A 14,477-nucleotide genomic window follows, 5' to 3' on the forward strand; every position below is an offset into this window, starting at 1 on the left:
TCGTACAAAGACACAGCGATTGCTTGCAGAGCTGATGTCGCGCAATACTCGGCGAGCGGAGAGAGCGAAGTATCATTCGTAGAAAGACACAGCGACTGCTTGCAGAGCTGATGATGCACAATACTTGACGAATAGAATGGGCGAAGCTTCATACATGAGTAGCCCAAGTCAAAAAAGCAAAACAACCACATGATAAGAACGTATCAAACTAAAAAAATGAAGAAGTAATTTACCAGAAAGGGTGTATGCAAAATGAAACAGATTCAATTCTTCGACACAACACTACGGGATGGCGAACAAACGCCAGGTGTAAATTTCAACACAAAAGAAAAAGTCCAAATCGCTAAACAACTGGAAAAATGGGGGATCGATACGATCGAAGCCGGTTTTCCGATCGCTTCTGTGGGTGATTTTGAAGCTGTCAAAGCCATTGCAGAAAATGTAGAAAAAATGACGGTTGCCGGGTTAGCTCGTTGTCAAAAAGCGGATATCGACCGCGCTCATGAAGCCCTTCAACACGCTAAGCATCCGCAAATCCATGTATTCCTAGCCACAAGTCCTGTTCACATGGAATACAAGCTGAAAATGACACCAGATGAAGTGATTGCTTCAATCAAAGAACATGTCAGTTATGCCAAAACCAAGTTCGAAAAAGTTCAATTTTCTCCAGAAGATGCCACACGAACAGAAAAGGACTTCCTATTAAAAGCAGTTCAAACAGCGATCGATGCTGGTGCGACGATCATCAATGTTCCTGATACAGTTGGTTACTCTAATCCTTCCGAATACGGCGAGTTGTTCAAGTTTTTGATCGAGAATATCCAAAGTGATCAAGAAATCATTTTTTCTTCCCACTGTCATGATGACTTAGGAATGGCGACAGCCAATGCACTTGCTGCGATCGAAAACGGCGCACGTCGTGTAGAAGGAACAGTGAACGGGATTGGTGAACGTGCAGGAAATACTGCGCTTGAAGAAGTAGCTTTGGCTTTGTATATCAGAAAAGACTTTTATCAGGCAGAAAGCAAGATCACATTAAATGAAACGAAACGTACCAGTGATTTGGTCAGCCGTTTATCTGGTGTAGCTGTACCCAGAAATAAAGCTATTATCGGAGCGAATGCCTATGCACACGAATCAGGGATTCATCAGGACGGCGTGCTAAAAAATCCTGATACGTATGAAATCATCACCCCATCATTGGTTGGCGTCAACGAAAACTCATTGCCGCTTGGTAAGTTATCCGGGCGTCATGCCTTTGCCGCTAAAATGGAAACATTAGGTTACCAGCTAACAGATGATGAACTAAAGGATGCCTTCAAACGATTCAAATCACTCGCTGATAAAAAGAAACAAGTAACAGAAGATGACCTCATTGCGTTGATGGTCGGTCAAAGCCAAGAATCAAATGACGCTTATCGGTTGGAACGAGTACAGTTGCAATACGTTTCTGACGGTAGCCAAGGGGCAATTGTTTCCATCGATACAGGGGAAGAAGCAAAAACAGAATCGGCGATCGGCTCAGGTAGTATTCAAGCGATCTATAATTCGATCGATAAAATCTTCGGCCAAAACCCAGATTTAAAAGAATATTACATTAAATCAGTCACAGGCGGGGAAGATGCTCAAGCAGAAGTCCACGTGACCTTAGCCGATCAAGAGAACACGCATTATAACGGCATCGGTATCGATTTTGACGTACTGCAGGCATCTGCAAAAGCGTATGTCAAAGCAAGTGAACAATTTCAAAAAGAAGTGGGGAAAGCATAATGAGTAAAAAAATCATTGCCTTGCCGGGAGATGGCATTGGTGCAGAAATCATGGATAGTGCTTTAACGATTTTAGAGGAGATCATGGTTCAAGATAACTTAGAATTTGATATCGAGCGTTTTGCTTTTGGCGGCGCTGGAATCGATCAAAAAGGAGATCCTCTGCCTGTAGAAACGCTGGAAGCCTGTAAAAAAGCAGATGCGATTTTACTTGGTGCGATCGGCGGACCGAAATGGGACAACGCTCCGAAACGCCCAGAACAAGGGCTGCTGGCGTTAAGAAAAGCGTTAGGACTATTTGCCAATATTCGTCCAATTTCTGTGCCGGATGCAGTGGTTCATTTATCTCCATTAAAAGAAGAAAATGTTCGCGGCGTCGACTTTGTTGTCGTACGTGAGTTGACAGGCGGTATCTATTTTGGCGAAAAACAATTAGGTGACACAGAAGCATCAGATCTTTGTACTTATTCAAAGGCAGAGATCCAAAGAATCATCCGCAAAGCTTTTGAAATCGCTCGTACAAGAAATAAAAAAGTAACTTCTGTTGATAAAGCCAATGTACTATCTACCAGTAAATTGTGGCGTCAAACAGCGGAAGAAGTGTCAGAAGAATTTCCGGATTGCACGTTGGAGCATCAGCTTGTCGACTCTGCGGCGATGGTCATGATCCAAAGACCAAAACAATTTGATGTGATCGTGACAGAGAATCTGTTTGGCGATATTTTAAGTGATGAAGCGTCAGTCATCCCTGGTTCACTAGGAATGATGCCAAGTGCTAGTCATAGTGAAACGGGTCCTTCATTATATGAACCGATTCACGGATCAGCGCCAGATATTGCCAATCAAAATAAAGCCAATCCGATGTCGATGATTTTATCTGCGGCGATGATGCTTCGTCAGTCATTTGGGTTAGAACGATCAGCACAAAAAATCGAAGCTGCTTGTGAGCGTGTCATGAATCAAGGGATTTTAACAACAGATCTTGGCGGTAAAGCGACTACGACTGAATTTACAGAAGCGGTATTAACAGAATTGAGAGGTGCTTAATATGGGAAAAACATTATTTGATAAGCTTTGGGAACAACATGTGGTCAGCGGGAAAGAAGGCGAACCGCAGCTGCTTTATATCAATCTTCATTTGATTCATGAAGTGACGTCGCCGCAAGCATTTGAAGGATTGAGAGAAGCAGGGCGGAAAGTCCGTCGACCAGATCGCACATTTGCTACGATGGATCATAATGTTCCAACAAAAGATATCTTCAATATCACAGACCTAGTAGCAAAAAAACAAATCGAAGCACTTCAAAAAAACTGTGACGAATTCGGCATCACGCTATGTGATAACGGCAGCGACCGTCAAGGGATCGTTCATATGGTCGGTCCGGAAACTGGCTTGACTCAGCCGGGAAAAACAATTGTTTGTGGTGATTCTCATACCGCAACACACGGTGCTTTTGGTGCATTAGCTTTTGGTATTGGGACGAGTGAAGTCGAACATGTTTTTGCTACACAATGTATTTGGCAAAACAAGCCCAAATCGATGGGCGTGAAAATCACAGGGAAATTAGCAAAAGGCGTGTATGCAAAAGATATCATCCTAGCGTTGATCGCAAAATACGGAGTTGATTTCGGTGTCGGCTATGCTGTTGAATTCTATGGCGAAACGATCGAAAGCCTGACAATGGAAGAACGAATGACGATTTGTAACATGGCGATCGAAGGCGGTGCGAAAATGGGGATGATGGCCCCGGATGAAAAAACCTTTGAGTACGTGCGCGGTAGAGAATATGCGCCGGAAGATATGGAAGCAGCGATCGCGGATTGGAAAAAACTGCCAAGTGATCCTGATGCGGTGTACGATGTGGATCTAGAATTGAATGCAGATGAACTTGTGCCATATATTACTTGGGGCACAAACCCGGAAATGGGCATTCCAGTTACAGGGACTTTCCCAGAAATCAAAGATATGAATGATGAACGTGCTTATAATTATATGGATCTTAAACCGGGACAACGCCCATCTGATATTGAGATCGGCTATGTGTTTATCGGATCTTGTACGAATGGTCGACTATCTGATTTGGAAGAGGCTGCTCGAATCGTCAAAGGTAAAAAAGTCAAAGAGGGGATCACAGCAATCGTGGTACCAGGGTCCAGACCTGTTCGAAAAGCAGCAGAAAAAATCGGTTTGGATAAAATTTTCACAGAAGCCGGCTTTGAATGGCGTGAACCAGGCTGTTCAATGTGTTTGGGCATGAATCCAGATCAAGTACCAGCAGGTGTTCATTGTGCTTCCACTTCAAACCGAAACTTTGAAGGCCGTCAAGGAAAAGGGGCTAGAACGCATCTTTGCAGCCCCGCAATGGCCGCAACAGCTGCACTTGAAGGAACATTTGTGGATATTCGAAAGGAGCTTGGTGCATAATGGAGGCATTTACACAACATACAGGAACCACGGTTCCGCTGATGAATGATAATATCGATACGGATCAGATCATTCCCAAATCATTTCTGAAACGCATCGAAAAAACAGGATTTGGGGAATTTCTATTTGATGAATGGCGTTATTTGCCAGATCGTACACCAAATCCTGACTTTACCTTAAACGAACCGCAATATAAAGAAGCAACGATTCTGATCTCCGGCGATAACTTTGGTTCAGGATCATCTCGAGAACACGCGGCTTGGGCATTAGCAGATTATGGTTTTAGAGCGATCATCGCCGGAAGCTTCAGCGATATCTTTTATATGAATGCGACTAAAAACGGCTTGCTGCCGATCGTTTTAAAGCGGGAAGAATTAACAGCTTTGGCACAGCTCAAAGCAGATGAAACGATCACGATCGATCTGCCGAACCAGCAAGTCATCACACCTAATGCGACGTATACATTTGAGATCGATGGCACATGGAAGCATAAGCTGGTGAATGGCTTAGATGATATTGCCATTAGCTTGGGCCATGCTGACGAAATCACGGCTTATGAAGCGAAAATTCCTGCTTATTGGCAGTAAGTACATCGGTAGAGAAAAGAGGGGACAGATGGACTGGGATGCAAAAAAATACAATACCACGCATGATTTTATCTTTAAATATGGTGCTGGTTTATTAGAATTATTACCCAAGGAGCCAAAGCGAGTGATCGATATTGGTAGCGGTACAGGAGAATTGACTAAGCAAATTGCAGCATTAGGTCACAGCGTAACAGGCATTGAACGATCCGAAGCAATGATCACGCAAGCGACGAATAAATTTCCAGAGTTGTCATTTATAAAGGGAGATATTTTAGAGCCTGTGACAGGATTTGACTCTTATGACATTGCTTTTTCAAACGCTGTTTTTCATTGGATTCCAGATCAAGATCGTTTGCTTCAAAATATTTATCAGCTTTTGGTTGATGGTGGTGAGTTGATTTGTGAATTTGGTGCGGTTGGCAATGTTCAAGCTATTCGAGATGCTTTTCGTGAAGAGTTAGCTGCGTATGAGATTTCTTTAGAGGAACCGTTTTGCTTTACTTCATCCGAAGACTATCAAAAATTACTTGAAAAAAACCATTTTGATCGCATCGAAATGTTAGAATATGAGCGACCGACACCATTAAAAGAAGGTGCTTTTGGGTTACGTCAATGGATGGAACAATTTTATCCGAACGAGTTAGCAGAACTGACCCTAGAACAAAAAGAAATAGTTCTCGAAAACATGGATCAGAAATTAAAACCTGTTTTATGGAAAGAAGATCATTGGGAAGCCGATTACCGCAGATTGAGAATCCACGCAGTTAAAAGGAATCTGTTATAAGATAAAGAATTTATTTATAAAAGGATTATCAGTTTTTGATAGTCCCTTTTTGTTTTTTCACGTGGATAATTGCTTGATAAAAAAGTTTATAAAAATTGAATTAGATTTTTCATATGAAATATAAATCTACAAATGTCTATTTTGACTAATATAAATAAAAAAGAGTTGTTTAAAAATAAAGAGTAGTAATTTTGCATGTTATCAACTTATAAATAAAAATATTTCACGTAATTTTCTTCTTTTTTAAGAATGATAAGATAGATACATACAATTTCTAAAAACTTTAATTAGAAATGAACACGAACATTTGGTATAATATGTCTTAATCTATGTTAATTAAAGGTTTTGATGTTAGGAGATAATTTTTGATGGGGATTAAGCAAGATTATATGGATTTACAAGAAAATTTTGATGGAATTTTTAGTGAGACACTAAAAAAAAACGGAAATCAAATTAATCATTTTAATATTGTATTAGAGGAATTTGAAATTATTAAAACTATTTACAAAGAGCATGATGCTTTTAAAGTAATGAATGAAGTACAAATGGATTTATTGGTAGCAAATTATTTGGCAAGTCTTGGAATATATAGAACTGCGTATGCCACGTTAAGAAGTGCCTTGGAATTAGGTATGTTATTCATTTATTTTATTGATAATAATTATGATTATATCTGTTGGAAGGATAACAAGAAAGACGTTTCATGGTCAAGGTTATTTGGGGAAAATGCCTTTATTGATATAGATTATTTTTCTATATTTTATGGGAAAAAAGAGAAGGAAAAATTTAAAGCTATTATTCAAGATATAAAGGAAGCCTATAGAAAATGTTCTGAATATACTCATGGAAAATATGACTATATGATGTCAATACAGGGTGCAAGCCAATTCGGATACGATGAAGATAAGTATGATGACTTTTATAAGGAATTTTCTAGGGTAGCAGATCTAATATACGTTGTTCAAGCTATTAGATTCAAAAAAAATATCGAGCGATTGTATATTGAAGATAACGACTTTAATGTCGAGTTAACCGAAGAATACAATGAAAAATTAAAGAAATATGATCTAAAGGGGATATAACAATGTCAGCTGAAATAGTATATAGAACTGAAGATATGAAAAAAGGTGAATATCAGAATTATTATATAGATTCTGAGCAAGAAAGAAAAATAATTGAAAACTTGAAATCTAAATCGCCAATACTATTAAATGGGAGCAGAGGGAATGGAAAGACGTTATTAATGAGGGTTGCTGAAAAGGAATTAGATGATAAATTTTCAATTGATAGAATATTGCCCATATTCGTAAGTTTTAAAGAGTCACGGCTTGTAAATAGTGAATATTTTACATATTGGATGATGTCAAAAATCTTATTTGCTTTAAGAAGAAAACTGAAAAGCCATGGTTTTTCAGATAAATCAGTGATTAGTAACTATTACGATAGAGAAATAAGTAATGAGAACGAATCCACAATAAAAAAAATTGAAGAATTTCAAAAAGAACTTGAGAAAATAACCAAAACTGACAATAAACGATTAGAATTACTTGCTCAAGAAGTTACAGAAGAGCTTAATCTATTTGATGACATTGAATATTTTCATGGTTTGATAGAGGATTTATCTATTGATAATGAAATAGATAGAATGGTTTTTTTCTTTGATGAAGCTTGTCATAATTTTATGCCAGAGCAACAAAGACAATTTTTCTCTTTCTTTAGGGATTTAAGGAGCCCTTACATTTCTTGCAAAGCTGCAGTTTATCCTGGACTATCATATTTTGGAACTTTTCAAGCTTTTCATGATGCTGAAGTAATTGATATAAATCGTGATGTTTTAGATAGTTATTATGTGACAAATATGAGAAAAATCGTAGAGAAACAGATTCCTTCTCAATTGTATTCGAACTTAGTTAAACAAGGAGAGTTATTTAATTCTTTGATTTTTTCTTGCAGTGGGAACCCTAGACTCTTACTAAAAAGTTTATCTAAAGCTACAGAGAACTTTAGCAAAATGCTTAATAGGAAAACCGTAAATGAAGTAATTAAAGACTTCTATCGATCAGATATATGGACAGAACACACAAAAATTTCTAATCTGTATCCGACATTAGCAAAACATATTGATTGGGGAAGGCTCTTTATAGAAGAAGTAGTAATTTCAGACACGCTGCAAAAAAACAATAGTTGGATGAGCAAAGAAGATACAGCTAGATCAACTTGCTATTTTTGTATACATAAAGATGCGCCAGCGGCAGTGAAAAAAGCAATTAAGATTTTGGAATATTCAGGGATTGTTTATCTACACACTGAGGCAACTAGAGTTCGTAGTAATATTTATGATCGATATGCTTTAAATATAGGAATACTAGTAGCTAATAATCCTTCACCTTATGAAGAGGTAATAAAAATAATGAACATTCTAACACCTAAGCTATATACGGATTATTCAATGAATTCACCTAAATATGGGGACATTAGTGAGGTTGTTGAAAATGTTTTAAGTGACACAATGCAAGATGAAATAATTAATAATATACTTCAGCAGCCAATTGATAAGCTAGATATCACAAGATATCAAAGACGAATATTGAAAGAAAATGGTATTGATATCATTAAACAGATTCTTGAAAAAGAAGAAAGTGGGCTGAAAGAGTTTAGAAATATTGGTAATGTAAGATCTAGACAGATATGGAGCAGTGCCTATAATGCCTTTTTTGAGTATATTTCAGGTTAATATTTGAAATAGGAAAAATATAAAGTATAATCAGTGTTCCAAAACACATTTTATTTTTCAAATAGAAAACACTAGTGAAATAAGTATTTTTTATAGTTTTGTTTCATTAGTGTTTTTTTTGACGATCTATAATTACAGTTGAGATTTTCGTAAGGCAGATAAAATAAATATGATAAACTATCAATAAGTAGTAAAAATAGAAAAGCTGGAGAGACAGGAGTGTTTTGGGGAATGAAGAAGAAAGTTTTGGGGATCTCGATCGGTGTAGTTGTGGTGATTCTTGCGATCATCGGTGCAGTTTTACTTCAAAAGCAAGCAAGTGAAAAGAAAAAAATCACCGCCGCGCAAAATGAAATCGCAGTCATCGAAAAAACAACAGCAAAAGATGGTGAGTTATCGAAAGATGTTGCATTACTTTACGAGGACGAACAAGAATTTCTAAACAAAGAAATCAAACCTGCAACGATCAAAGAAACGAAAGAAAAGCTGTTAAAGAAACAAACAGAAATTGAAAAAATCAAACGTGAATACGGCAAGAAAGTCACAGCCGACAAAGCTGAAACAAATATTCAAGAGCTACAGAAAAAAACAGCTTTAGCCAATGATAAATTAGAGATACAAACAAAGACAAATGAACTATTCAGCTCAAAAGAACCAGCGCTGAAAGGCGATAACGTCAAAGATCAATTACCGATCACAGTTGATTTGACGAAAGATAAAATCACCACAGTCACAGATGAACTCAAAGACAACAAGGAGCTAAAAGGAAAATGGCAGGACGCAATCGAATCGATTCTAAAAAATGCGACGGAACAAGTCGATCAAGTTGAAAAAATCAAAAAATTACTCAACGAGTCATTTGATGGAAATGTGCCTAAGGAAACCGTTCAGCAAAGCAACTATGATACTTTAAACAAAGAAATCGAAAAGGTCAAAAACGAAGAGCTGAAAACGACCTTTACAGCCAAATTGATTTTAATGAAAGCGATGATCGATACGCAAGGACAAATCAATGCATTGACGCAGCAGCAAAAAGCGGCAGAGCAAGAAGTCAATAACGCACTAGAAAAAGCCAAAGCAGATGCCAATAAAGCGGTAGAACAAGCAACAGGTGATGATAAAATGCTTCTGGGCTATTCGGATGACCAGATCGAATATGCTCGTGTGTGGTTGACATTGATCGGCGTGAAACCATCGGAGCTGCATATTGAAAAAATTCCAGCAGGTTCTCCAATCGATATTTATGATGCCGGAAGTGTTGGTTATCCTACAGACGTTATCTCACTTTCAGGTGCAGCAATGGCAGATGGTTCAGTGGTATATAGTAGTAATCATAATGGAACGATCACTGTATACCCTGTACCAAGCCATTGGCAAATGACAGCAGAGAATGCAAATGATCCAGAGAAAATTAGACAACTAACACAAGGAATTTTAGATCAAGCGAGAGTCGTTAGTGTAGACGTAGGGAATCCTCGAGATGTATTGGATTTGATAAGAGTTCAAAAATAGAATAGTCATAGAAACAGGTGATTTGGAAAATGGTTATTTTCTGGATTGCCTGTTTTTATTTGTGGTTAATACCTCACTATAAATAACTAGATTAAGTTCAAAAGTTAAAAAAGAATGCGACATATAAACTTAACATTTTATTAAAAATGAATTTTGGTAGCAATAGAGGTGTTCGAGTAGGTTATAATAATTTATAATGATCAATTTAAGGGGACAGGGAAATGAAGACTAATAAACGATTTATAGCTATTATTTCAGTCTGTCTAATATTAGGAGTTTTTCTTCTATTTAATTTCTTTATGCCGAAAGACTTCAAGAAAATATATAACAAAGAAAATGATTTAGTCACTACATTTTTTCAGCTGTACAAAACTGACTTTCTTAAAGATGAAAAGACAGTGAATGAGAGTCAAAATACTATGACTTATAAAAGAGATCTAATTACTGGAGATGTAAGACAGTTAACAATAAAGGATGGCGCAATATCTTATTCATATGATATTGCTCCTAAAGGAAAAACGATTCATTTTGTAGTTCATATGGATAAGCCTGGCATAGATGATATTCTTTCAGGAGAGATTTTAAATGACAATAAACTGAGTATTAGAAAATTCAATTCAGAAGTAGCGAATAGTAAAACGCAAAGCTATTATGAAAAAAAAGTAATAAAGAATTTGAAGCTTATATTTAATGAAATGTATGATAATTCGTAGTAGGTTAAAAAGAAGACATTTTTTGATCTATAATCTTAAATTAAAACAGATACTAACATTACGAAGGAAAAATAATAGACGATGAAATCAGGTAATTTGGGAAATCGATATTTTCTAAATCACCTGTTTTTGTATACGCTGATAAAGGAGTTTCAAATAAAAAGAAAGTATTTCATAACAACCATTTAATTAAGTGGATAAAACATTTGAAAATTATATATTTACACAGAGTTAGTTTCGAATTACAATTAAGAAGATAAGTAATTATTCAAAGATTAGAGGCCATTTTATTATTTCGGTCCTCGAATATACTTCATTTTTAAATAAGGAGGATAAAAATGTCAAATATAAAAAGTGATTCAGGCGTAGCACAAGCCGTCGCTTCATCCATTGCATCGTCTTTGGGCTCTTTAAATCAAGGCTCGTCCATTACCAAAGATACGCAAACAACAGTATCGGGAAATAGTAACGCACAACAAGCAATCACACAGCTGACAACATTTAACACATCGCTCGTTCAAGCAGTGACTCAAGCAAGCAACAATATTTGTTCGGTAGCTGCTGAATTTGAAGCGGTTGACCAAAAAATCGCTCAAATTTCAACGAATCAAATGCTGCAGTAAAATATCTATTTTATAAGTAGTATCTTTTCATAAAAATAAATGAATATTTTAGATGAAAGGAGTAGTAAAAGGTGTCTAAACTTGAAGAAATCCAGTTAGAAAAAACAAACATCGAACGTGAAAAAGATGAGATAGAAGCTTTACAACGAAACATGAATCAAACAGCAGAAAATTATGAAGAATACTTTTTCTATCAAAAGCAACTATTCAGTGACTTACAAGAAGACTTTGCTCAAAGTCAAACAGGGATGCTTTATCAAGATATGTCAGAGGAAATCAACTGGCAAAACAGAGGAATCCAAGACTTTTTAGAAGAGCAACAACAAGAAATAAAAAAACAAACAAGAGAGCTAGAAGATAAACAAGAAGAATTATACTGGCAAGAGCTAAAATCAAAGGAAGAAATGGAGGATGCACATGAGTATTGATATGTACCTAGGGCAAGCGCGTAGTCAAGCATCAAGTGTTAAAAGTGCCTGTAATCAATTAGCACAAGGGTATAGTTCTTTACTGCAAAGTAATCAGCAATTTATTAGTGCAGGTGAACTATCAAGCAAAGGCTATGACTCTGCGAAAGAATTTTTTTCAGCTGTGATACAACCCTTGGTTCAAGGTGCTGAAGTTGGCGCAGAGATGACAGCTGATGCCTGTCAAAAATTTGTGGATCGATATACATCTGACGTTGATAGTATTGATTTAAAATCAGATGAATTAGAGCGACGAATCCAGCAAATAAATACATCGATCCTGAATATGGAAAGTATCAATCGAAATTTACCTAAATTACCAACAGGAACGAATCCATTAGAGCAGGCAAATCAAAGAATCATCAATTCTCTGGAGACAACGAAACGTGATTTGGAGAAAAAACTAGAAAAATTACTTGCGTTCAATGGTTCATCACCAGCTATTTTTTCTGAAGTGAATGCCTTTTATTCAACACTGTCACAGGGCTTACAACAGGCAAATTCAAGCTTTGATCCAGCAAGTGGCACTTTTTCGATTCCGAAGGGGAAGGATTTAGATTGGGCGAAGAAAGTAAATACAGCATATCAAAAAGCAAATCAGAAAAAATTGAAGAACCTAATGAACTTACCTTATTCACCGGAGAATGCAATCAAAATATATGAATTAGCACAAAAAGATCCTTCTATGACGTTAGATGAAAAAGCCATTCAGTGGTTTAGAGATCATAAAAATGATTTACAAGGATTGTTTGTTGATTTTAGTTTATCAACAATTGAAGAAACATTAAAACATAACGGGGACGAGCTTGCTATTTCCATTGGTTTGATGTTTGGTACGCTATATAGAAATGCACCTTATGGCTCATGGATGAGCGCAGCTAATCAAAGTATAACTGCCGGACTCACAAGCTCTGCTAATACAGCGTTTAAGGCAACAACAGACTTTTTAGGTTCAACTGCCAAAGCAAGTGTTTTAGGGATGGGAATTGGTACAGTTTTAGGACTTGCTTCGGGTGACTCGTTTGGACAAGCTTTTGCTGGGTCTGCGGTGACGACTGGAGTATCTTTAGGGCTGAATGGAGTAGCATTAGGTGTATTAACCACTCTTGGCGTTTCAACACCTGTCGGATGGGCTGCAATAGGTGTTGCTGTTAGTGTAAGTGCAGTAACAACTTGGGCATTCAATAAAAATATTTTAGGAATGAAAGATATTGCACAGAATGTCGGGCATAAAATTGACGAAGGCATAGCTTGGGGTGGAGAAAAAATTAAGAATTTTGAAACAGGAATGAGGCAAATTAGTAGTGCTGTTGAAAGTACATGGAATTCTTTGACTAATTGGAGTTGGTAAGTGTGATAGTAAAAACTACAAATAAGCGATATAGACAATTGACTTATGATGGTAAAAAAATTTTATTAGACATGGATAGTAATAAACTAACATGGTTATTTCCTTTTTTAGTATGGTTTTTACCAATCCGAGGATATATAGATAAAGAAATTCCTATTCTCATTGAAAACAGTAAAACTAGAAAACCTTCGGGAATAATCGTATTGTCTTCCTCTATTTTAGCTAGTGTTCTGATTAGGATGACGAATAAAGGGTTTGGAGATCTTAATAGATTTTCAAATCCTCAATGGATTGCAGGAATCACATTGTTTATCTCTATGCTAATAATCATATCTATCCGTTATTTTTATAGATACAAGAAAAATCAAGTACCGATTTTAGACAAGAAAACTGTTTTAGTCAGATTCAAATTTTCGAAAAGCTTTAAGAGTAAAGATACAATTAAAGTATTTTTAGTTATAGTACTATGTTATGTTACCATGATTTATTTTATTGTTATCTTTTTGACATCATACCTCAATATTACTTTTATTCCAGTCATTGGTATGATTGAATATCTAATTCTAATTGTTAATACAACAATTTTACCTCCAGAAAAAGAAGAATTGCTGTTTTTTGAAGTGATATGACTAATTTAGTAAGCAATAATACTATCAGCCTTTTTGAGAATACCTATTATGGAATTTTTAAGAAATATGTTTTTCAGAAGCAAACAGGAGTTGGTAACACGATGATAAAAAATATCTCAAACAAACGATATAAATTCCTGATCTATGAAAATGAAACCTACTTATTAGACTTAGATACAAAAAAAATCACGTGGCTATTACCATTCTTAGTATGGTTTTTACCAATGAAGGCTTACTTATTAAGTGAGGACGAAATAACGTTACAGCAAAACATATCAATTAGGCCGAAGCAAGGGAGACTTGGATCAATAGTATTAATTGCTAGTTTGTTAGCAAGTTCTTTAGTCGGAATTTTAGATGAAAAATTTTGGAAAACAGTTTATTTTGACAACAAATTATTATTGTCTATTTCGTTATTATTCATATGGGTTAGTACAATGATTATACGTTATTTTATTAGATCAAAAAAAAATGAGTTTATTTCAAAAGGAAAACCGATGTATGTAAAATTTCATTTTTCAGGTACTGCAGCAGTTTATTTACTAAAATTTGGATTAGCGATGCTTTTCTTTTACAGTATTCTGTATTTCATGAGTAGTATTTTTATAAATTTTGGGAATATTTTAACACTAGGAATAATCATTCCCATTATTTATCTCTTGAGTATTGTGAACACTACGATTCTTCCATTTGATGAAATTGATCGAGTTGAATTCTTAGATGAAAATTAACAAAAGCAATATAGATGTTCAAGTTAATAAGTATGCAATATAAAAAATTTACCTATGATGTTAAGAGCATTTTATTAGATTAATAACATGGATAAACAAATAGAATTATTATTGCAGGTACTTGGGATTCTTTAACCAACTGGAGCTGGTGA

General features: G+C 36.0%; 14 protein-coding genes. All 14 read left to right on the forward strand.

Going from position 1 to position 14,477, the window contains the following annotated elements; translation table 11 throughout:
* The first annotated feature begins 252 nt into the window (after nt 1-252).
* The 14 genes from IGI58_RS14005 to IGI58_RS14070 all read left to right on the forward strand — a co-directional run bounded on the left by IGI58_RS14005 (nt 253) and on the right by IGI58_RS14070 (nt 14,325).
* Nucleotides 253-1,770 carry a 2-isopropylmalate synthase gene (locus IGI58_RS14005; protein WP_429952923.1) on the forward strand — a complete coding sequence of 506 codons (1,518 nt, stop codon included), beginning with the start codon at nt 253-255 and terminating at the stop codon, nt 1,768-1,770.
* Nucleotides 1,770-2,816 (forward strand): 3-isopropylmalate dehydrogenase, encoded by a 1,047-nt coding sequence (gene leuB, locus IGI58_RS14010; protein WP_429952922.1) that lies wholly within the window; start codon nt 1,770-1,772, stop codon nt 2,814-2,816. The genes IGI58_RS14005 and leuB overlap by 1 nt, the downstream gene beginning before the upstream one ends.
* A gap of 1 nt (nt 2,817) precedes the next feature.
* Nucleotides 2,818-4,194 (forward strand): 3-isopropylmalate dehydratase large subunit, encoded by a 1,377-nt coding sequence (leuC, locus tag IGI58_RS14015; protein ID WP_087639658.1) that lies wholly within the window; start codon nt 2,818-2,820, stop codon nt 4,192-4,194.
* Nucleotides 4,194-4,781, forward strand: a complete 588-nt coding sequence (gene leuD, locus IGI58_RS14020; RefSeq protein WP_429952921.1) for a 3-isopropylmalate dehydratase small subunit — start codon at nt 4,194-4,196, stop codon at nt 4,779-4,781. The genes leuC and leuD overlap by 1 nt, the downstream gene beginning before the upstream one ends.
* A 28-nt stretch (nt 4,782-4,809) precedes the next feature.
* Entirely contained in the window at nt 4,810-5,565 is a 756-nt protein-coding gene (locus IGI58_RS14025; protein WP_429952920.1) for a class I SAM-dependent methyltransferase, read from the forward strand.
* A gap of 368 nt (nt 5,566-5,933) precedes the next feature.
* The gene (locus IGI58_RS14030; protein ID WP_429952919.1) at nt 5,934-6,647 is read left to right on the forward strand and encodes a hypothetical protein; all 714 of its coding nucleotides are present in this window, start codon (nt 5,934-5,936) and stop codon (nt 6,645-6,647) included.
* A 2-nt stretch (nt 6,648-6,649) separates the two neighbouring features.
* Nucleotides 6,650-8,299 (forward strand): hypothetical protein, encoded by a 1,650-nt coding sequence (locus tag IGI58_RS14035; protein ID WP_429952918.1) that lies wholly within the window; start codon nt 6,650-6,652, stop codon nt 8,297-8,299.
* A 231-nt stretch (nt 8,300-8,530) separates the two neighbouring features.
* On the forward strand, nt 8,531-9,811 hold the full coding sequence (locus IGI58_RS14040) for a hypothetical protein (RefSeq protein WP_429952917.1): 1,281 nt from the start codon (nt 8,531-8,533) through the stop codon (nt 9,809-9,811).
* A 221-nt stretch (nt 9,812-10,032) separates the two neighbouring features.
* Nucleotides 10,033-10,524 (forward strand): hypothetical protein, encoded by a 492-nt coding sequence (locus IGI58_RS14045; protein WP_429952916.1) that lies wholly within the window; start codon nt 10,033-10,035, stop codon nt 10,522-10,524.
* A gap of 338 nt (nt 10,525-10,862) precedes the next feature.
* Nucleotides 10,863-11,147 (forward strand): TIGR04197 family type VII secretion effector, encoded by a 285-nt coding sequence (locus IGI58_RS14050; protein ID WP_429952915.1) that lies wholly within the window; start codon nt 10,863-10,865, stop codon nt 11,145-11,147.
* Between the two features lie 71 nt (nt 11,148-11,218).
* Nucleotides 11,219-11,575 carry a DUF3958 family protein gene (locus IGI58_RS14055; RefSeq protein ID WP_429952914.1) on the forward strand — a complete coding sequence of 119 codons (357 nt, stop codon included), beginning with the start codon at nt 11,219-11,221 and terminating at the stop codon, nt 11,573-11,575.
* Entirely contained in the window at nt 11,565-12,965 is a 1,401-nt protein-coding gene (locus tag IGI58_RS14060; RefSeq protein ID WP_429952913.1) for a hypothetical protein, read from the forward strand. Before IGI58_RS14055 ends, IGI58_RS14060 begins: the two co-directional genes overlap by 11 nt.
* Nucleotides 12,966-12,967: 2 nt before the next feature.
* Nucleotides 12,968-13,594, forward strand: coding sequence for a DUF443 family protein (locus IGI58_RS14065; RefSeq protein ID WP_429952912.1), 627 nt, complete (start codon nt 12,968-12,970; stop codon nt 13,592-13,594).
* A 101-nt stretch (nt 13,595-13,695) separates the two neighbouring features.
* Complete coding sequence (locus tag IGI58_RS14070; protein WP_429956328.1) at nt 13,696-14,325, forward strand: DUF443 family protein; 630 nt, start codon at nt 13,696-13,698, stop codon at nt 14,323-14,325.
* Nucleotides 14,326-14,477 lie beyond the last annotated feature (152 nt).

The sequence above is a fragment of the Enterococcus sp. AZ020 genome, assembly GCF_050499205.1.
In the GTDB taxonomy this organism is placed as follows: Bacteria; Bacillota; Bacilli; order Lactobacillales; family Enterococcaceae; genus Enterococcus_L; species Enterococcus_L dunnyi.